The following is an 18,782-nucleotide window of genomic DNA, read 5'->3' on the forward strand; positions in this document are numbered from 1 at the left end:
TATACGTAACATCCTATAAAAGATGCTGGGTTCCCCCATTCGGAAATCTCTGGATCATAGCTTACGTACAGCTCCCCAAAGCATATCGGTGTTAGTCCCGTCCTTCATCGGCTCCTAGTGCCAAGGCATCCACCGTGCGCCCTTATTCACTTAACCTTATCAACCTTGCGGTTGGGTTTTGATCTTTCTTCTAGCGATAGAAGTCCAATCAAGAAAAATAAGCAATTGAACTTATTAAAAAACTCATTCAACGCGGTGTTCTCGGTTTGTATTACTTACATTTTTACTTCAATATCCAGTTTTCAATGAACAAAATTTTGAGAGTAGACCTCTCAAAACTGAACAAAGTATCGACAAACGTGTGTAGTCTCCGTAATATTCCTTAGAAAGGAGGTGATCCAGCCGCACCTTCCGATACGGCTACCTTGTTACGACTTCACCCCAATCATCTATCCCACCTTAGGCGGCTGGCTCCAAAAAGGTTACCTCACCGACTTCGGGTGTTACAAACTCTCGTGGTGTGACGGGCGGTGTGTACAAGGCCCGGGAACGTATTCACCGCGGCGTGCTGATCCGCGATTACTAGCGATTCCGGCTTCATGTAGGCGAGTTGCAGCCTACAATCCGAACTGAGAGAAGCTTTAAGAGATTAGCTTAGCCTCACGACTTCGCGACTCGTTGTACTTCCCATTGTAGCACGTGTGTAGCCCAGGTCATAAGGGGCATGATGATTTGACGTCATCCCCACCTTCCTCCGGTTTGTCACCGGCAGTCTTGCTAGAGTGCCCAACTAAATGATGGCAACTAACAATAAGGGTTGCGCTCGTTGCGGGACTTAACCCAACATCTCACGACACGAGCTGACGACAACCATGCACCACCTGTCACTTTGCCCCCGAAGGGGAAGCTCTATCTCTAGAGTGGTCAAAGGATGTCAAGACCTGGTAAGGTTCTTCGCGTTGCTTCGAATTAAACCACATGCTCCACCGCTTGTGCGGGCCCCCGTCAATTCCTTTGAGTTTCAACCTTGCGGTCGTACTCCCCAGGCGGAGTGCTTAATGCGTTAGCTGCAGCACTGAAGGGCGGAAACCCTCCAACACTTAGCACTCATCGTTTACGGCGTGGACTACCAGGGTATCTAATCCTGTTTGCTCCCCACGCTTTCGAGCCTCAGCGTCAGTTACAGACCAGAGAGCCGCCTTCGCCACTGGTGTTCCTCCATATATCTACGCATTTCACCGCTACACATGGAATTCCACTCTCCTCTTCTGCACTCAAGTCTCCCAGTTTCCAATGACCCTCCCCGGTTGAGCCGGGGGCTTTCACATCAGACTTAAGAAACCGCCTGCGCTCGCTTTACGCCCAATAAATCCGGACAACGCTTGCCACCTACGTATTACCGCGGCTGCTGGCACGTAGTTAGCCGTGGCTTTCTGGTTAGATACCGTCAAGGGGTGAACAGTTACTCTCACCCTTGTTCTTCTCTAACAACAGAGTTTTACGATCCGAAAACCTTCTTCACTCACGCGGCGTTGCTCGGTCAGACTTTCGTCCATTGCCGAAGATTCCCTACTGCTGCCTCCCGTAGGAGTTTGGGCCGTGTCTCAGTCCCAATGTGGCCGATCACCCTCTCAGGTCGGCTATGCATCGTGGCCTTGGTGAGCCGTTACCTCACCAACTAGCTAATGCACCGCGGGTCCATCCATCAGCGGCACCGTAAAGCGCCTTTCAAAACGAAACCATGCGGTTTCGATTGTTATACGGTATTAGCACCTGTTTCCAAGTGTTATCCCCTTCTGATGGGCAGGTTACCCACGTGTTACTCACCCGTTCGCCACTCCTCTCTTCCCGGTGGAGCAAGCTCCGGTGGGAAAAGAAGCGTTCGACTTGCATGTATTAGGCACGCCGCCAGCGTTCGTCCTGAGCCAGGATCAAACTCTCATAATATGCTAGTTCCTCACAGCGAAAGCTGATGTGGAACTGTAGTTCGAAATTTACTTTCGAACATCATATAGTTCATTTGTTAAGCTCAATTGTTTGCTAGCATATTGCTTGCTTGTTAAAAATGTTTGTTGTCTTGAATTGAATCAAGACGCCCTACACATTTGGTTTGTCTTACTTTGTTCAGTTTTCAAAGGTCTACGTGATAATTGAAACACAACTGTCTCAGCTTATCATTTGTGATTGCCTTAGCAACTTTTATATCTTAGCAAACTCTCGAATGATTGTCAACTATTTTTTAAAAGTTTTTTGAACTCGTTTTTCACGAGATCGTTTTAGCAACTCACTTATCATAACTCACCGTTTGTTATTTGTCAACATGTTTTTTTGTTTATTTCTTAATAAAATCAACATCTAAAAACTCATCTCTCATAACCAACTTCGTTATATTATCACATGGAATTATGATTGTCAATAAAACTTTTAAACAAATTTCATGATTGTTTTCATGTTTCAGCAACGTTGACTATACTATCATTAAAAAAAAGATTGGTCAAGGTAAAATTTAACTTTCACTGCACCTAATCTTTTTTTTATTTATTTCATTCCATTTCTATTTCCTGATAGTTGAAATAATCAAAATCAGCATAGCTCCCTCCTCTTACGTTTAAATCATGCACACCAATACCAACAAAGTTTCCTGTAAAACCACCTGTTAGTGTCTGCACATCAATTTCAGCACCGATTTTTTTCCAGTCTTGCGAACGTTTCACATAAAATTGTCCAAAAGTCTTTTCAACAACTACTTTAATCACTGTCTCTCTTCCTCTTAGCGGATAAATTTCAGGCCTAATCGTAACATGACCGTCAACTGCACTAAGTAATCGGAGACACTTCCCTATCTTTTCATCCCAGGTCATACAGCAATAATAATAATTTTCTTCATTTAGAAAAAGAAGCAGCCCAGCCATTTGGTTGAAGTGCTTTGGCTCATATTCCATCTTAGTTTGTGCAATAAATGAAAACGTTGTTTGCCGTATCGCTAATAAGTGTTGGTCAAACGTTGACTGCAGTGATTCTCCTGCGAGCATTCTTAGATAGCCATATCGGCTAGTCAAATCCCACCAAGTTATGTTTGGTAAACAACGACGAGCGTTCCAACTTTTTTTCATTTCACCTGCAAAATCATCAAAAAAACAAGAATTGATCTTTTGGATCACTTTCTCTTGTGTTGGAATGGTGACGATCTCTCTTGGTTCATTTCCTCCTTCTTTTATCCGCAACCAATAGTCTTCCGTCCAATACACTTCTTGAATAGCTGTTTCTCTACCTAAGATAGCAACACCTTCGATAGGGCGAGTACAAAGATGGACTATATACCATCTGTCGAATTCTGTTTGAACTAAACTTGCATGTCCCGCACATTGTAAACTTGAGCTTGGATAACCACTTGCTGTCAACATTGGATTTTGGGGATCGACTTTGTATGGTCCTAACAAATCACGACTACGACACACGGTAACAGCATGTCCACTACCAGTACCACCTTCAGCAGTCAGCAAATAATAGTAATCATTGACATAGTAAAGATGAGGTGCTTCGGTCTTTGCGAGTTCGGTTCCTGTAAAGATCGTGTGAATCGACCCGACTAGTTGTTTTTGTTTTGCATCATATTCTTGAATGACGATCTCTGCTGATTTATTAGGTGTAGTTAGTCGAAAATCCCAGATTTCATTCAAAAGCCATTTCCTACCTGTACGTGGATCATGAAAAAGCGAGGGATCAAAACCACTACTATTTAGATAGATTGGACTTTCCCAAGGTCCATTGATATCCTCTGCGATCATCATGTAATTGTGGGTGTCTTTAAAAGGACGTGTTACGCTTTTAACCTCTGTATAAATAAGATAAAATCGCCCAGCTGAGTAACTGATTTGTGGCGCCCAGATACTTCCATTGATTGGATGACCCTTTAACGATACTTGATCAGTTAAAATATCTGTTTTATGTTCCCAATTAATCAGATCTGTCGATTCATATACACGAATACCTGGTAACCACTCAAAAGAAGAAACGATCACATAATAAGAACTACCCACTTTCAAAATATTCGGGTCCGGATTAAATCCTCGAATGATTGGATTGACTACTTTACTTTGAAACATCCGATCTCCACCTTTGCTCTATTTTTTGGCGATACATACTTGAACCCGCTGCTAATAGATAGAAAAAGACAAAAGGGTACGCAATGAATTGTGTACCGAACAACAGCAGGACTCCTGAAATCAAATAAATGAGTGCCGCCATCGGACTTGCTTTTCCCTTCAACGATAGATAAAGAGCCAGACACAGCCCAACCAATGAGAGGAATAGGCTAACGCTAAACAACCCCGTCATGCTCCGTAGTGACTCAAAGGTTTCTTGTACACTACCAAAGCCCTCTAATGAGAGAGCTTGGTATGTTTCTCGGAAATTTGAAAGAGACATTTGATTGAAGGTCACAGCAATCCCACCAAAAAACAACAAAGCGGTAGACCCACCGATCAAGCCAAAAGTTATTTCCCATTTTTTCGTCATCTAATCGACCTCCGTTTCCACAGTAACCCATGATTCGCGACAAATTCCCCTTTGATACCTATTATTTTTTTCATAAAAGCGTGCTGTTTGTCTGTTTTGTTTCTCATCCCAGTCATGCCAGCCACTTTGGTAGACATGCGCTCCTACATCACACTCTTCAAATGTCACCTGAGCATACGGACGCCAAGGTCGACCTAAATAGATAGAAGGTGCCTCGTAATCTGCGATGATTGCACACCTAAAAAAAAGAAAACCTCGTTCTTGTTCTTTTACCGTTGAAGCGGCTGTGATATAACCATTAGAAGAACTAACCAAACTGTGGATGAAACAGCGGTAAAACAACGCATCTGCCCCACCGAAAATAAAGTCCACCGTCCCTTCGATCCAACATCGTTCATAAGATTGCCGACAATACTTACGCTCCTTTAACACTGGGGTAAAAAATGGGCGACCATCTTTTTGAATCGGAGGCAACGGTCCTGTGCATAATGTATCTTGTTGCCCGCACAACCGACAATTGATCAACTGGACTTGATGGGCATAATTGAATAGCGCGACTGCTTGACCTACTTGTTCTCCTGCACCAGCGTTATTGATGATTTGTATATTTTCGAGACGAATATTTTCTCCTTCAAGAAATAGTGTCGCGGTTCGAAATGTTTCTCTTGCTTCACCAGATGAAAGTGTTTGTTTCGCAAAACGGCATCCAACAATCTTTACTTCTCCTTGTCCAAACATTTGGAAATTTGACAGCCGACATTCGATATATTCATGATAGACCCCTTCTCGAATGATCATGGTCTTTTTTACGTAATTCGGCAATGAGCTAAGATGAGCAATTCCTGCTTGAATGGTCTGATAGTCTGCTTTTCTTGGAATCGGGTCGATCACGATTTCTGTCTTCATTATAGGTACTCCTTTAAAAATGCTTGCCACTTCATTCGCATATCACGTGTTTCAAAGTGTCCACCATTTAAAGAGTATCCTTGAAAATTCGTTGGCACTCCCAATTGTTGATAATACAAATCTAGCTGTTTATTCAAGCGACAGACGCCTTCTGTTGGACACATTCGATCGTTTTTTCCTACTATAGTGAGGCGTTTACGAGGAGCAATTTTTTGCTGAATAGCTAGGGTCGTATACTCCGTCAATAAATCAGGAACATAATAATAGTAACCGTGGTAGTCTAACATTTGATGTTTCAAGAGTGTTTCAACCTCTACTTGGCTAGCTAGGTCAATACATACTTTCACACGTTCATCCAATGCACTTGTCCACCAACTTAATAGTCCACCCATAGATAACCCGATCGTTGCGATACGTTGTGTGTCAATATCTTCTCGTGTTTCCAAGTAGTCGATCAAGCTTAGCACATCAAAGATCCGCATTCCCCAAAGTGTTCGTCCTGTTAATAAGAATCGCTTAAAAAGTTCACTTTCAGCAATTCCGCCGCGTTCTTCAAATCCCCAAGCATCAATCGCCCATATACCATACCCCATACTCGTCACGGCCTTTGCAAACGAAGGTTCTACAAAATAAGATGCACCTGCTAGTAATTCACTTTTTCCTAGTGAAAAATCACCCCCATGTGAATGCAGATAGATCACAGCAGGCAAAGGTTCCTTCTTTTTTACTGGATAAACATAAATGGCAGAAACAGGTTCAAGATCATTTAATATCAATTGATAATACTCAATTATTTGATCATCGATGATTTTTTGTGATAAACAGCTACCACTCGGTCTCAAGCAACGTGCGTCTTTCCCTAAGTACTCGATCAACTCCATTTTATTTAAGTTCCTTCTATAATAGATACATTCTTTTTATCCAACTCTGTCGATCGCATACGTTTAATTTCGATATCTTCCGAATCTTCAATCATGATTGCTGGTCCTTCATGATAATCGATCGTGATCTGCTGGAAAGAAATATGCTTACCAAACCGCACATAAAATCCTTGTTGGCGCATGGGTTCTAAACCTGTCATCATAGCTGGCACGCCCGCTTTTGCATCTTTTTCCATTGATATATCGACATGATCGAAAGAAATGTCTTGAACCGCTTGTTCTGCTAGACCATAAATAAATCCCGCGGAAGCATGAACATTTCGAGCAGTGATCGATGAAAAATGAACACGTCGAACTTGTGGCGTTCGCTCATCGATTGGATACACTTCCTTGTCCCAGACATAAGGATCTTTGCCACGAGGCCCGCAAAAATAATAAAGATTGATGACAAACGGACACAGTACTTGGTCCATGATCAAATTAGTTACTCGGACATCTTCGATCATCCCACCTCGACCTCGGCGTGTCTTTAATCGAATTCCACGATCGGTTTGTTGGAATACACAGTTCGAAATCGTTACATTCCGAATCCCGCCACTCATTTCACTGCCCAAAACTACGCCACCATGACCGTGTACCATCGTACAATTAGTGATCGTGATATTTTGACAAGGCACTTTATTAACGGCATCCTCTGTCCCTGCTTTGATCGCAATACAGTCATCGCCCACATCAATATGGCAATTACTGATATGCACATTATGACAAGACTCTGGATCAATACCGTCTGTGTTCGGCGAATCAGCAGGATTACAAATGACTACGTGATCGATAGTCACATCTTGGCAATGATTCGGATGGATCGTCCAACTTGGTGAGTCGACCAACTGGATATCACGAATCGTTACTCGTCGACAATGATCAAAACCAAGCAATTTTGGTCGCGGGTACTCAAGTATTTCATGCTCCTCTCGAAAAATGCGCCACCAGTTAGGACCACTACCATCTAATTTCCCTAAACCAGTGACAGCAATATTTTCTGCATGTTGCGCATAGATACATGAAGCATAGACCTTTTTAGGTACCCCCTCCCAGCTGGATAAAATGGCTGAATACTGGGCTGGGTCATCTGTAAATTTCAATACTGCTCCAGGAGAAAGATACAACTCCACATTACTTTTCAAGCACAATGGCCCCGTTAAAAACTGCCCACTTGGAATGGTTACTCTTCCCCCACCTGCTTCTGCTACTTGATCAATGGCTTGTTGGATCACCGTCGTGTTGAGTATATCGACTGAGGCACCTAAGCTTAAAATATTTATCACCTAGATACACCTTCCACTTCTACTAAGGCTTGCAAAAAAGCCCCAACACCTTTTTGATCATTACATACGATTGGCTCACTAATATAGTAGGCATAAGAACCATCTCTTTGGTCCGCCCCGCCTAGACCTGCAACTTGGCAATTTTTATTCAGATTCAACCAGCCTTCTTTTGTTTCCAAAACAAATTCATCAAATAAGCCTTGATAAGATTTTTTCAACTGAGGAAACCACACTTCCTTCTCCAATATTCCTATGCGAATCCCCTTTGCCATCGCATAAACGAACATGCTGCTTCCTGAAGCTTCTAGATAATTACCTTTACGGTTCGTTTCGGTTGTTACTTGGTACCAGGTGCCAGTTTCTGATTGATAAGGTAACAATGCTTCTAATGTGGATGTCAGAATCCGCCCCAATAATCGACAATCCACTTCTTTATGCAACAACTCGTAAGTATCAACACACGCCATCAAATACCAACCAATTGAGCGGCTCCAAAAATGATGAGATAATCCAGTTTCTGTATCCGCCCAAGGTTGGACCTTTTTTTCATCCCACGCATGGAACAATAAATTCGTTTTTGAGTCGAACAATCGCTGATAACTGATCTCGAATTGACATAAAACATCTTGATAGTCTTTTTTCGACGTAAAGGTTTGGATATATTCCGCATAAAAAGGCGCTCCCATGTACAATCCATCTAACCATATTTGCCAAGGATAGATTGCCTTATGCCAAAATACACCTTCAGATGTTCGTGGGTGATTCAACAATTGTTTGGCGCAAGTTTCTGCTGCTTTGCGATATTTCTCATCTCCTGTTTCTTTATAGAGTATAAAGAACAGTTTTCCGGTATTGATATGGTCGATATTGTATTCTTCTAATTCATAGCCTTTGATCGATCCATCTTCTTGTACGAAGTAATCAATGTTTGTTTGGATGAAGTCTAAGTACTTCTTCTCCTTTGTTTTCAGCCATAACAACTGAAATCCTTTCAAAACAACGCCATAATCATAAGACCATTTTTGTTTATATCCTTTATCTAGATACAAATAGGGTGTACGCGCCATAATACTATCTGCTAATTTCTCTGACCAATTCAATCTTCTTCCTCCAATCAATCATTTTAAGAGAGAAAGGGTTGCGGTTGGAATGGTTACAGCCCTTTCTTGATATATCTACTATTGCTGTGCAGCTTTATAAGCCTCTTCGTATTCTTCAGCAATTTGATCGCCACCTTGGGCACGCCAATTGCTGATTGCTTGTTTGAATCCATCTTCATCTATTTGTCCCATAATATATTGGACAGTTGCATCGATCATGATTTTTTCGATTTCTGAACCGACTTCATTGTTTTTCTCTGAATCTAATGGAACCGTTGGATCTAACACAACAAACTGTTCATTTTCCTTGACTAATTGATTGGATAATTCTTTCTCTGGATCAGCATCTTTAAACGAAAATGTGACTTCACTTGGTCTTGAACTAGACAATGGTTGCACTTCCTGTTGCCAAAGATCCATGTCGATATATTCGATTGCGCCATCGTCTTGCAATTGGTAATGTGTTCCTTCAATACCACCTGTCATCAATTTATACATATCTTCTTCTAATAAATCATCGACAAACTGAAGTAATTTCTTCAATTGTGCTTCATCTTTGACCGAGGATTTAGGAAATGCCAATAATCCCCCTACGCCATTTCCTTCTGACCACACATGATAATCCCCATCTTCACCATCTGATATTTTATTTACTGGCACAAGCTCCATCTCTGGTTGAATATCTTTCCCCATATTTTTTAGGTTTTTGATATCGATCATCCCGGTATAGATCCCTGTCTTACCTTGTGCAAATTGTTCCTGTTGGTCTGTCTTTTGAGTCACTGCAAAGTCTTGTGCTAAGTAACCGTTTTCAAATAAATCTCTAGAAAAATCCATCGCTTTCTTATATTCAGCTGTATCAAATTCGGGAGTAAATTTTCCGTTGCTCTCTACTTTCCAACCATTTGGTGCGCCGTAATACGAAGTGAATAATTTGAAGCTTGTATAACGGATATCACTTGGCGCGCGATCGCCAAAACCAACCGTATCATCGACACCATTGCCGTCTGGATCATTTTCTGTGAATTGTTTTGCTACTCCATAAAGTTCATCCAATGTATCTGGTACTTCTAAGCCTAGATTATCTAACCAATCTTTCCGGATAACTAAACCTGCACGAGCATAGTCTTTTTGCATAGGTACGCCATACAATGCACCATCGATACTTGCCGCTTCGATTCGATCCTCTGATATTTTACTTAAATTTTTATAGTCAGCTAAATAATCAGACACATCCCAGAAAACACCGGACTTCAATGCATTTCGTACAGAGGAATTTTTTAGCATAGCAATTTGTAGTGTCACGATATCTCCCAGCTCATTTGAAGCTAATGCAGTGGTCAACCGTTCCTCTTTTGACGCATCAGGAATCCAGTTAAACGTCAATTCTGTATTGGTTTTCTCCTCGATTTTATCAACGATCGTATCATTAGGTGGTGAAGCTGTATGTAAAATGTTCAACCACGTGATTCGCGTTTTCCCATCCTCTGTATCTGCGGATGTGTCACTTGAATCATTGCCACAAGCTGACAAAGCAAGTATGCTGAGTAAACCGATCCCTGCTGTTACTAACGTTTTTTTCTTCATAATTGTTCTCCTTCACTGAATGTATTTTTATCTATTGCTACTTCTTTCTTTTTAAGACGATCAAATAGTTGCACCGCTGTCCAAGTGATGGCAAAAAAGAAGAAGCTACTCCCCATGAACGTCAACATACCCGGCATCAAGCGAATAATTATCGCGTAACTGCCAATAATGATCAACAGTAAAACGAGTGAATAATGTAACTGAGAAAAACCGAATAAAAAAGCCATTTTGATTTTATAAAACATCCCTTGCCATTGGTAATGGGCCATAATTGGGAAAATATATAGTGCAGATAACACGTAAAAAAAGCTAATGACCAAAATCACAACGCGTAAATGCCAATTTTGGATATAGGCAAGATCTACGTATAAGACGAAAGCAACTGAAAAATACAACCAACTGATCAACAACGTTTCTTTGTAGTTTTCTTTAAAATAGTGAAAGTACGTCTGTGTCAGTGGAAAATCCTCAGATGAGCGTAACCACTTCCGGATTACTGAGACCATTGCGTAAGACGCTGGACCAAAAGTGAATAGTCCGAGACCCAAAACAACTAATATTCCCCACAAAAAATTTAAGTAAATGAGTTGCAGGAGTCTGATTAATTTTTTATTTGTACTCTCTAACTTTTGCAACATCTGTTTGCTCCTTTTCTAGTACACACCGTCTTCACCCAGTTTTTTTGCTACCTTGTTCGCAAGTATGACCATAAACAAGCCTACTACACCTTTGAACAAGCCCATTGAAGTACTAAAACTTAATTGTCCATTTTTCAATCCAGCAGTATAGATATATGTATCAAAAATCTCTGCCACACTGCGATTCAATGAATTGAGTAGTAAGTACATATGCTCAAATCCTAGGTCAAGTGTTTGACCTATTTTCAAAATCAACAAGGTAATGATCACTGGACGGATCGCAGGTAATGTCACATGCCATGTCTTACGTAAACGTCCTGCGCCATCCATTTCGGCTGCTTCATATAATTGCGTATCTACTGCGGTAATCGCAGAAAGGTAAATGATTGTTGACCAACCGAGTTCTTTCCAAATCACCTGTCCAATGTAGACTGTTCGTGTCCAATCAGGTGATGTCAAAAAACTTATTTTATCTAACCCAATACTGGCCAAAAATTCATTGATGACTCCACCGTCCACATTTAAAAAAACATAGGTGATCGAGACGATGATGACCCAAGACATGAAATGTGGAATGTAAATGATTGTTTGGATACTATTCTTGAATCGCTTGCTGGTTACTTCATTCAATAGAAGCGACAGAATGATCGGCATTGGGAAAAAGACAAAAATATTCAGTCCAAACAAAATCAGCGTATTCCTCAACAACATAAAAAATGTTGGCTCAGTAAATAAACGAATAAAGTGCTTGAAACCAACCCAAGGACTCCCCAGAATCCCCAGATAGGGTTGATAGTCTTGGAACGCAATCACTAAGCCACCCATAGGTAAATATCTGAAAACAATGAAATAAAGGATTCCTGGAAGAATCATCAAGTACAAAAATTTATTCGTTTTGATTCCAGCAATCGTCTTCCTTCTTCTTTTTGTTCGTTCTTCCTTTTTTGATAAAGTAATTGAACCTAGCTCTCTTTTTACACTCTCCATAAGCCCTCCTTGTTAAACATTGTGTGACTTTATTCGCTATCCACAGCATAAAGGAAGAAAAGTGATTCCGTATATAATCATTTTCACTGACGTAGGTAACTGGCGATCATCACTTGATTAATCACTTTTCTGCTTCATCTGTTTGATTTTTTAGGAAATGCCCGTTCCATCTATATGAAACCTCCTGATTTACCCTCCCTAAAAAATGATTATGTACGTAATTTCAAGCAGATGATAGATTGGAGGTACAAAAATACTTATGGTTTAAAGGAGGGTTCTCTCTAAATGAAAAAAAGGTTTCGCTTGGAGAAAAAAGCTTTACGATTTTTAATTCTATTTTTCTACTATTATTAGCTTTGATCTGTATCGTACCGTTTTTAAATATCATCGCCACTTCATTTGCTTCTACACAAGAAGTCGTAGCAAAAAAATTCATCCTTTTCCCGACTACGTTTTCTTTAGATGCCTATCGTTACATCTTATCTACACCAACGATTTTTCGAGCTTTAGCTGTTTCTATTGGTGTTACTGGGCTTGGGACAGTCGTCAGCATGTGCGTGACTTCATTGATGGCCTATGGATTATCACGTAAATATCTTTTTGGGCGAGGCTTTTTTAACTTTATGGTTGTCTTCTCCATGCTCTTTAGTGGTGGAATGATCCCGACATTCTTAGTGGTGCGCTCTTTGGGGTTGATCAATTCGTACTGGTCGATGATCCTACCTGTAACTGTCAACGCCATGAACATGATCATCATGCGTAACTTTTTTCAAGCTTTACCTAATAGTTTAGAAGAATCTGCCAAAATGGATGGCTGTACTGATTTTGGGGTCTTTTTCAAAATTATGTTGCCTCTTGCTTTACCTTCTATTGCGACGATTTCACTTTTTTATGCTGTGACCTATTGGAATACTTATATGACGGCGATTTTATACATTAACGATTCCTCAAAATGGCCGATCCAAATCTTGTTACGTCAAATTGTGATCGTGTCAAGTGGAATGCAAGCAGAAAGTAGTGCTGTCGATATCATCCCGCCGGCACAGACGATCAAAATGGCCGTCATTGTAATTGCTACAGTGCCAATGTTGGTTGCTTATCCGTTTGTTCAAAAGTACTTTGTGAAAGGGGCATTGGTCGGCTCTGTCAAAGGTTGACCCTTTCACACTTAAAGATACGCGTAAAAATAATTATTCATTTAAATAGCACGATCTAAGAAAAATTCATTTTTCAAAGATCGTGCTATTTCTCGCAATCGAAACAACTATTTTTCCTAAGTAACTTATGTAGGACTTTAATGATCGACGTTCACTAAGTTGTCCTCAACGGTTTTTCTTACGGTACTCACCAGGAGTGACGGATTCTTTCTTTTTGAAAAAGCGAATAAAGTTTTGTGAGTTACGATATTTGAGTCTTTCTGCAATTTCTTTCACGGATAACGTCGTTTCTTTCAACCATTTCTTAGCGATCTCTAAGCGGTAGTTCTGAATGAAATCTCCAAAGTTTTCACCGGTTTCTTTCTTGAACACATTACTCAAATAGTTAGGATTATAGTGCAGACGGTCTGCCACCATGTCTAGTGATAGATCACGATCGTATTCGCTATAGATGATATGGATCATTTTTTCTGATAACGATTTAAACTCTTGCTCCGTGATTTCTTGAGCACTTTTTGTGATTGGTTGAACAAATTGTTCTAACAGCAATTGTTCAAGTTCTTGAGAATGATAAGTATGTAATACCTTAACATATATTTGCTTCAATTCTTCAAACTGCGTAATATTCACACCCAATAGTTGTCCCAACTGAACAAATTCATTGACTAACCGAATAGCTACAACTTCTCGATTCAATCGATTTTTATTTTGAGTGAACATCTCAATGATCAATTCGTGAAGAAGGTGACTGACGTGTTCGTCTCCTGAACGGATGGCTTCAAATAAACGATTTTGTTGTTTCATCGGATATTTGATCAATGTCTTCTCCTGCTGCTCTGAGATGATTTCATGGTAGAACACAATTGAATTTGGTCCAGTGTTTACCCGATGGTATAAGGCTTCTTTCGCTTGGTCGACAGATTGCTTACTGTCATTGAGCGTAGTAAAACATTCACTGATCCCAATGCTAACAGTCAATTTGAGATATTCTTGAATCATTTTTTGGATCTGACGACAGTGATCCATTACTTTTTTATTCGCGAATTCTTCTTCTTTAGGAATTCGATAAATCGTTGCTTGCATTTCTTCGTTTAGCACGATAGGAATCATTCGTTCTTCTTTAGGAACGATCTCAGCAATCATTTGGTTGATAGCCAATAGCAATAAATCTCGTTCTCCTCCATGGCTGTCTTCAAAAAGATCGATCTGCACGATTGCTGTATAGTAACATTCATTTTGCGAGTCGTAGTTGAACTGCCGTAACCGTTGATCCAACTCCCGTTTTTCCACACGATTTCTAAAGAGACTCAAGACAAATAATGTTTCTAGTTGTGGTTTCTGAGTAATCAAATTTGCACTCAATAGTTCATTTTCACCAATTACTTGGCTCACTGACTGAACAACGTTCTCTAGTTTCTTTCCAGATAAGCCTTCCGAATGAAGATTCAATCGGTCTTGAATCTGGCTGATAGGACGAACATATCGCTCAGAAAAGATATAGGACAAGCCCCCTACTAAAATGATCAAAGTAAAGGATACAGTAGCTAATCCGATTTGCAAGTTTCGGACAGTCGTACCTATAGTTGCAGGATCGATCTCTAATTGATACTGCCATTGATTGTAATCAGATTGGAGCAAGATGAAATTCCGACCATTTCTTTGAACCACTGTTGGTACATTCGCTTCGATATTTTGGACTGTTATCATCCCTTCTCTTGATGATTCAGCATCAGTAAAAAGTATCTCTGCTCCATAATAGATCGTTAAGCGGTCTTCATTGCTTCGTTCAATGATTCGTTTCAGTGCCTGATGGTCGATCGAAGCAAAACCTAGCGCATACTTTTCACTGACTGCTTTAGGTAATGCAACAACCATTTCAATTCCATCTGGTTGTTTCGTCCAAAAAACTTGTTGATCCTGATGGACGTACTGGGCTTTTAAATCAGTCACTTCTTGTGGTGATAGTTGATTCAGCGACCCATTCACGACACCCCAACCGCCTTCTAGGCTGACTAACTTGAACGCATTTTCCTCCATTGCGATCGTTTCAATAAAATTAAGTTCTTTTCGTACTTCGGAATAAATAGTGTAGTCGGTATGATTCAAAGGAGATTGAAATATTTCGGAGAAGTTTTTAGTGGAGCCGTATGTAGCGAAAGAGTATTCAATCGTCCGAAACTTCCATTCTACATTTGTTTTGATTTGTTTCAATAGATTTTGTTTATCTAATAAGTAGTTCTCTTCAATCGATTCATAGGTGTTGGTATAGATAAACAAACTAAAGCCAACGACCAGTACCACACCGATAATAAAAAGCGGCATAAACATTTGATAAAACAACATTTTGTTCCTCATTTAGCTTTCTCCCCCTCCAGAATTAAAAGGCTTACATTTTATGTAAAATTGATTATCTTCTAAAGCAATGAGTATCTTCACTCTTTCAGATTAACATACTACTATTTAAAAACATAAGTTTTTTTGAAAGAGCAAAACCTAACGATAGCAAGCTATATTGACTAAACCTTCCATTCATATTACGATGAATGCGCTACCAAAAAAATTGAACCTAGCATGAAAATCAAAAATAGATTTAGCTATAAAAAAAAACATAAAATCTGTCAAAAAGAAGCATGAAACCGTCATAAAAATAACAAGCATTGATAATTCTCGTTTCGTTCCAGAGATTTTTATCATAAAATTTTTGTCTCACAGAAAGGAAATCATTCGATGGAAAGATTAACTAAAAAGCAATACCCTAAAAACCAAGCTACAATTACTTGTCTACAGTTTGGTGAAGGAAATTTTATGAGAGGATTCGTTGATTGGCAACTTCAGCAGTTAAACAATCAAGGACTCTATCAAGGAAATGTTGCAATCGTCCAGCCACTAGCTCACGGCTTAAGTGACAAGCTGGCTGAACAAGATCAGCTCTATACGGTTCTACTTCAAGGGTTAATTGATGGCAAAGTCATCGATACGACAGAGCCGATCACTGTGATCGACCGTACGCTCAACCCTTACGAGCAATGGCAAGAATTCCTCGCATTGGCAGAAATCGATGAATTAGCCTTTGTTTTTTCTAATACGACAGAAGCTGGTATTAGTTATCATGAAGCCGATACTCGAAATGATATCCCTCCAACAAGCTTCCCCGCAAAATTGACTGCCTTTTTGTATCATCGATTCAAAATGAATAAAAACGGACTTACGATCATCCCATGCGAATTGATTGATCGCAATGCAGAGCTTTTAAAAAAATTCGTTTTACAGTATGCAAAAAATTGGCAGCTTGAAACAAAATTTGTCAATTGGCTACACCAAGAAAATCATTTTTATTGCAGTTTGGTGGATCGGATCGTTCCTGGATTCCCGAGAGATGAAATCGATGAATTGCACCAACGATTGGGATATGACGATCAACTGTTGGTCAAAGCTGAACCATTTATGTTGTGGGTGATCGAAGCACCAGAGGAATTGAATGAACGCTTACCATTGAAAAAAGCAGGTCTGAATGTTGTTTTGACTGATGATTTGACGCCTTATCGTGAGCGGAAAGTCCATCTACTCAATGGTCCTCATACTGCAATGGTGCCGATTGGTCTACTGTCAAACGTCTCAACAGTCGAAGAAGTCATGAAAGATCCTCTGCTATCCGATTACATCAACACATTAGTGACTAGTGAATTGATCCCAATGTTACGCTTACCCGAAGAAGAATTGCTGGCGTACGCTAGACAAATCAACGAACGGTTCTTAAATCCTTTTGCACATCATCAATTACATGCGATTGCTTTGAACAGTGTTGCCAAATTTCAAACACGATTACTACCTATTCTAAAAAAATACATTGAAAAAAGGGAAGCGCTCCCTTCCTACCTGACTGTCTCATTTGCTGCCTTGATCTTGCTTTATCGTTCCGATCATTCGAAAATCCAGGTAAACGATGACCCTATGGTACTCGCTAGCTTCGCTGAAGCTTGGGCTGAGCCAGAGACTGCTGTCCTTCAACTATTGAAAAATCCAACGCTTTGGGGCGAAGATCTATCCGTACTTCCTGATTTAACAGAAACAGTTTCACTTTACGTGAAAGAGATCGATCAAAAAGGCATTCGTAACGTATTACATGAATTGAAAGGATGAAAAAAATGACTGATCCAGATTTCTCCACTCGAATCATCCAATTACACCCACAGGACAGCGTTGTCGTAGCTACTACCACGATTCCAACGAATACAACACTTCGCTTCGATGATGTTACGTTAACTACCTTTGAAGAAATCCCCTTAGGCCATAAAATTGCTTTGTCTGATTTGAGCGCAGGGACTGATGTGATCAAGTATGGCTATCCGATTGGTCATCTCTTGACGGATGTCAAAGCGGGGCAATGGATACATACGCATAATATCAAAACAAATCTTTCTGGTGAGGAAAGCTACCAATACCAACCAAAATCACGCCCCATCGTCTATCCACAAGAAAATCGCACCTTTCAAGGCTATCTTCGTGAAGACGGACAAGCTGGGATTCGCAATGATCTCTTTATCGTTCCAACCGTTGGCTGTGTCAATGGAATTGCTGAATTGATCATCCAAGAGTTTAAAAAACGACATGCAGATGACAATCCTTTCGATCATCTCACGATTTTAAAACATCCTTATGGTTGTTCTCAACTAGGTAAGGACCATGAGAATACGAAAAAGATCTTAGCTGATGCCATCCATCACCCAAATGCTGGCGGTGTGCTTGTATTTGGATTAGGTTGTGAAAATAATACGATACAAGAATTAAAAGCTAGTTTAAATAAATATAACAAACAACGAGTAAAATTTTTAACTGCCCAAGATGTCACTGATGAAATAGCACATGGCGTATCATTACTTGAAGAATTAGCAGAAATCGCACGAAGAGATTTCCGTGTTCCTGTTCCTCTGGATAAACTAACGATCGGTTTGAAATGTGGTGGTTCGGATGGATTGTCAGGGATTACTGCCAATCCATTGCTAGGTGCCTTTTCTGACTATTTGATTTCACAAGGAGGTAGCACGATCTTGACGGAAGTGCCTGAAATGTTTGGTGCCGAACAAGTACTGATGGCACGAGCAGAAAATCAAGAAGTCTTTGAATCGATCGTTCGTTTGATCAATGATTTCAAACAATATTTTCTCTCTTATAATGAACCAGTCTATGAAAATCCTTCTCCTGGAAACAAAGCAGGCGGTATCTCTACCTTAGAAGACAAGTCACTTGGTTGCACCCAAAAAGCAGGAAATTCAACGGTAGTCGATGTGTTAGCCTATGGTGATAAAGTACGTAAAACTGGGCTGAGTTTACTGGAGGCACCCGGTAATGACCTTGTTGCCGCATCTGCGTTAGCTTCTGCTGATTGTCAACTCGTCTTGTTCACCACAGGTAGAGGAACACCTTTTGGTTCTTATGTTCCCACGCTGAAAGTATCAACTAACACACCTTTATTCGAACGAAAACAACATTGGATGGACTTTGATGCTGGTGAATTATTGACTCAATCCATGGCAGAGGTCTTACCTTTATTTATCGATAAGATCATCCGTGTTGCGAGCGGAGAAGAGACAAAAAATGAAGCCAACGACGTAAGAGAACTAGCTATTTTTAAAAATGGTGTCACACTTTGATTTTTCTTATCACTACCTAATCTGAAATTGAA

General features: G+C 40.2%; 13 protein-coding genes and 2 rRNA genes (1 of these 15 only partly in view). 3 read left to right on the top strand and 12 right to left on the bottom strand.

Annotated features, from left to right (window positions below):
- From IGK01_RS12545 to IGK01_RS12595, 11 genes are all read right to left on the bottom strand, one after another.
- A 23S ribosomal RNA gene (locus IGK01_RS12545) occupies window positions 1–156 on the bottom strand (it extends 2,759 nt beyond the left edge of the window).
- A 230-nt stretch (window positions 157–386) separates the two neighbouring features.
- Window positions 387–1,947, bottom strand: a 16S ribosomal RNA gene (locus tag IGK01_RS12550).
- The 16S and 23S rRNA genes sit together here, the layout of an rRNA operon.
- Before the next feature lie 596 nt (window positions 1,948–2,543).
- The gene (locus IGK01_RS12555; RefSeq protein ID WP_438840802.1) at window positions 2,544–4,106 is read right to left on the bottom strand and encodes a glycoside hydrolase family 43 protein; all 1,563 of its coding nucleotides are present in this window, start codon (window positions 4,104–4,106) and stop codon (window positions 2,544–2,546) included.
- Entirely contained in the window at window positions 4,093–4,518 is a 426-nt protein-coding gene (locus IGK01_RS12560) for a DUF4064 domain-containing protein (protein WP_438840803.1), read from the bottom strand. The genes IGK01_RS12555 and IGK01_RS12560 overlap by 14 nt, the downstream gene beginning before the upstream one ends.
- Window positions 4,519–5,424 (bottom strand): pectinesterase family protein, encoded by a 906-nt coding sequence (locus IGK01_RS12565; protein WP_010734182.1) that lies wholly within the window; start codon window positions 5,422–5,424, stop codon window positions 4,519–4,521.
- The gene (locus IGK01_RS12570) at window positions 5,424–6,305 is read right to left on the bottom strand and encodes an alpha/beta hydrolase family protein (RefSeq protein ID WP_409173628.1); all 882 of its coding nucleotides are present in this window, start codon (window positions 6,303–6,305) and stop codon (window positions 5,424–5,426) included. Before IGK01_RS12570 ends, IGK01_RS12565 begins: the two co-directional genes overlap by 1 nt.
- A 5-nt stretch (window positions 6,306–6,310) precedes the next feature.
- Window positions 6,311–7,630 (bottom strand): glycoside hydrolase family 28 protein, encoded by a 1,320-nt coding sequence (locus IGK01_RS12575; protein ID WP_375152533.1) that lies wholly within the window; start codon window positions 7,628–7,630, stop codon window positions 6,311–6,313.
- On the bottom strand, window positions 7,627–8,730 hold the full coding sequence (locus IGK01_RS12580) for a glycoside hydrolase family 88/105 protein (RefSeq protein WP_010734178.1): 1,104 nt from the start codon (window positions 8,728–8,730) through the stop codon (window positions 7,627–7,629). Before IGK01_RS12580 ends, IGK01_RS12575 begins: the two co-directional genes overlap by 4 nt.
- Window positions 8,731–8,808: 78 nt before the next feature.
- A complete protein-coding gene (locus IGK01_RS12585) occupies window positions 8,809–10,317 on the bottom strand; it encodes an extracellular solute-binding protein (RefSeq protein ID WP_023520458.1) in 1,509 nt (502 codons plus the stop codon).
- The gene (locus tag IGK01_RS12590; RefSeq protein WP_409173629.1) at window positions 10,314–10,955 is read right to left on the bottom strand and encodes a YesL family protein; all 642 of its coding nucleotides are present in this window, start codon (window positions 10,953–10,955) and stop codon (window positions 10,314–10,316) included. The genes IGK01_RS12585 and IGK01_RS12590 overlap by 4 nt, the downstream gene beginning before the upstream one ends.
- 15 nt (window positions 10,956–10,970) lie before the next feature.
- Window positions 10,971–11,942: an ABC transporter permease gene (locus IGK01_RS12595; protein WP_062806086.1), complete on the bottom strand. Its 972-nt coding sequence runs from the start codon at window positions 11,940–11,942 to the stop codon at window positions 10,971–10,973.
- Window positions 11,943–12,265: 323 nt separating this feature from the next.
- Between IGK01_RS12595 and IGK01_RS12600 the strand changes: the two genes are divergently transcribed.
- Window positions 12,266–13,099, top strand: a complete 834-nt coding sequence (locus IGK01_RS12600; RefSeq protein ID WP_438840842.1) for a carbohydrate ABC transporter permease — start codon at window positions 12,266–12,268, stop codon at window positions 13,097–13,099.
- A 165-nt stretch (window positions 13,100–13,264) separates the two neighbouring features.
- Here IGK01_RS12600 and IGK01_RS12605 read toward each other — a convergent pair whose 3' ends face one another.
- Entirely contained in the window at window positions 13,265–15,454 is a 2,190-nt protein-coding gene (locus IGK01_RS12605) for a helix-turn-helix domain-containing protein (RefSeq protein ID WP_409173631.1), read from the bottom strand.
- A gap of 372 nt (window positions 15,455–15,826) precedes the next feature.
- Between IGK01_RS12605 and IGK01_RS12610 the strand changes: the two genes are divergently transcribed.
- Both IGK01_RS12610 and IGK01_RS12615 read left to right on the top strand, forming a co-directional pair.
- On the top strand, window positions 15,827–17,239 hold the full coding sequence (locus IGK01_RS12610) for a tagaturonate reductase (RefSeq protein ID WP_137072903.1): 1,413 nt from the start codon (window positions 15,827–15,829) through the stop codon (window positions 17,237–17,239).
- Window positions 17,240–17,244: 5 nt separating this feature from the next.
- On the top strand, window positions 17,245–18,750 hold the full coding sequence (locus IGK01_RS12615) for a UxaA family hydrolase (RefSeq protein ID WP_438840804.1): 1,506 nt from the start codon (window positions 17,245–17,247) through the stop codon (window positions 18,748–18,750).
- The last annotated feature ends 32 nt before the right edge of the window (window positions 18,751–18,782 follow it).

The sequence above is a fragment of the Enterococcus sp. AZ080 genome, from assembly GCF_051714945.1.
In the GTDB taxonomy this organism is placed as follows: domain Bacteria; phylum Bacillota; class Bacilli; order Lactobacillales; family Enterococcaceae; genus Enterococcus_B; species Enterococcus_B pernyi.

Excerpts from the sequence above, each read along its gene's own strand:
- IGK01_RS12555 (WP_438840802.1), bottom strand. The coding sequence starts at position 4,106 with ATGTTTCAAAGTAAAGTAGTCAATCCAATCATTCGAGGATTTAATCCG.
- IGK01_RS12560 (WP_438840803.1), bottom strand. The coding sequence starts at position 4,518 with ATGACGAAAAAATGGGAAATAACTTTTGGCTTGATCGGTGGGTCTACC.
- IGK01_RS12565 (WP_010734182.1), bottom strand. The coding sequence starts at position 5,424 with ATGAAGACAGAAATCGTGATCGACCCGATTCCAAGAAAAGCAGACTAT.
- IGK01_RS12570 (WP_409173628.1), bottom strand. The coding sequence starts at position 6,305 with ATGGAGTTGATCGAGTACTTAGGGAAAGACGCACGTTGCTTGAGACCG.
- IGK01_RS12585 (WP_023520458.1), bottom strand. The coding sequence starts at position 10,317 with ATGAAGAAAAAAACGTTAGTAACAGCAGGGATCGGTTTACTCAGCATA.
- IGK01_RS12590 (WP_409173629.1), bottom strand. The coding sequence starts at position 10,955 with ATGTTGCAAAAGTTAGAGAGTACAAATAAAAAATTAATCAGACTCCTG.
- IGK01_RS12595 (WP_062806086.1), bottom strand. The coding sequence starts at position 11,942 with ATGGAGAGTGTAAAAAGAGAGCTAGGTTCAATTACTTTATCAAAAAAG.
- IGK01_RS12605 (WP_409173631.1), bottom strand. The coding sequence starts at position 15,454 with ATGAGGAACAAAATGTTGTTTTATCAAATGTTTATGCCGCTTTTTATT.
- IGK01_RS12610 (WP_137072903.1), top strand. The coding sequence starts at position 15,827 with ATGGAAAGATTAACTAAAAAGCAATACCCTAAAAACCAAGCTACAATT.
- IGK01_RS12615 (WP_438840804.1), top strand. The coding sequence starts at position 17,245 with ATGACTGATCCAGATTTCTCCACTCGAATCATCCAATTACACCCACAG.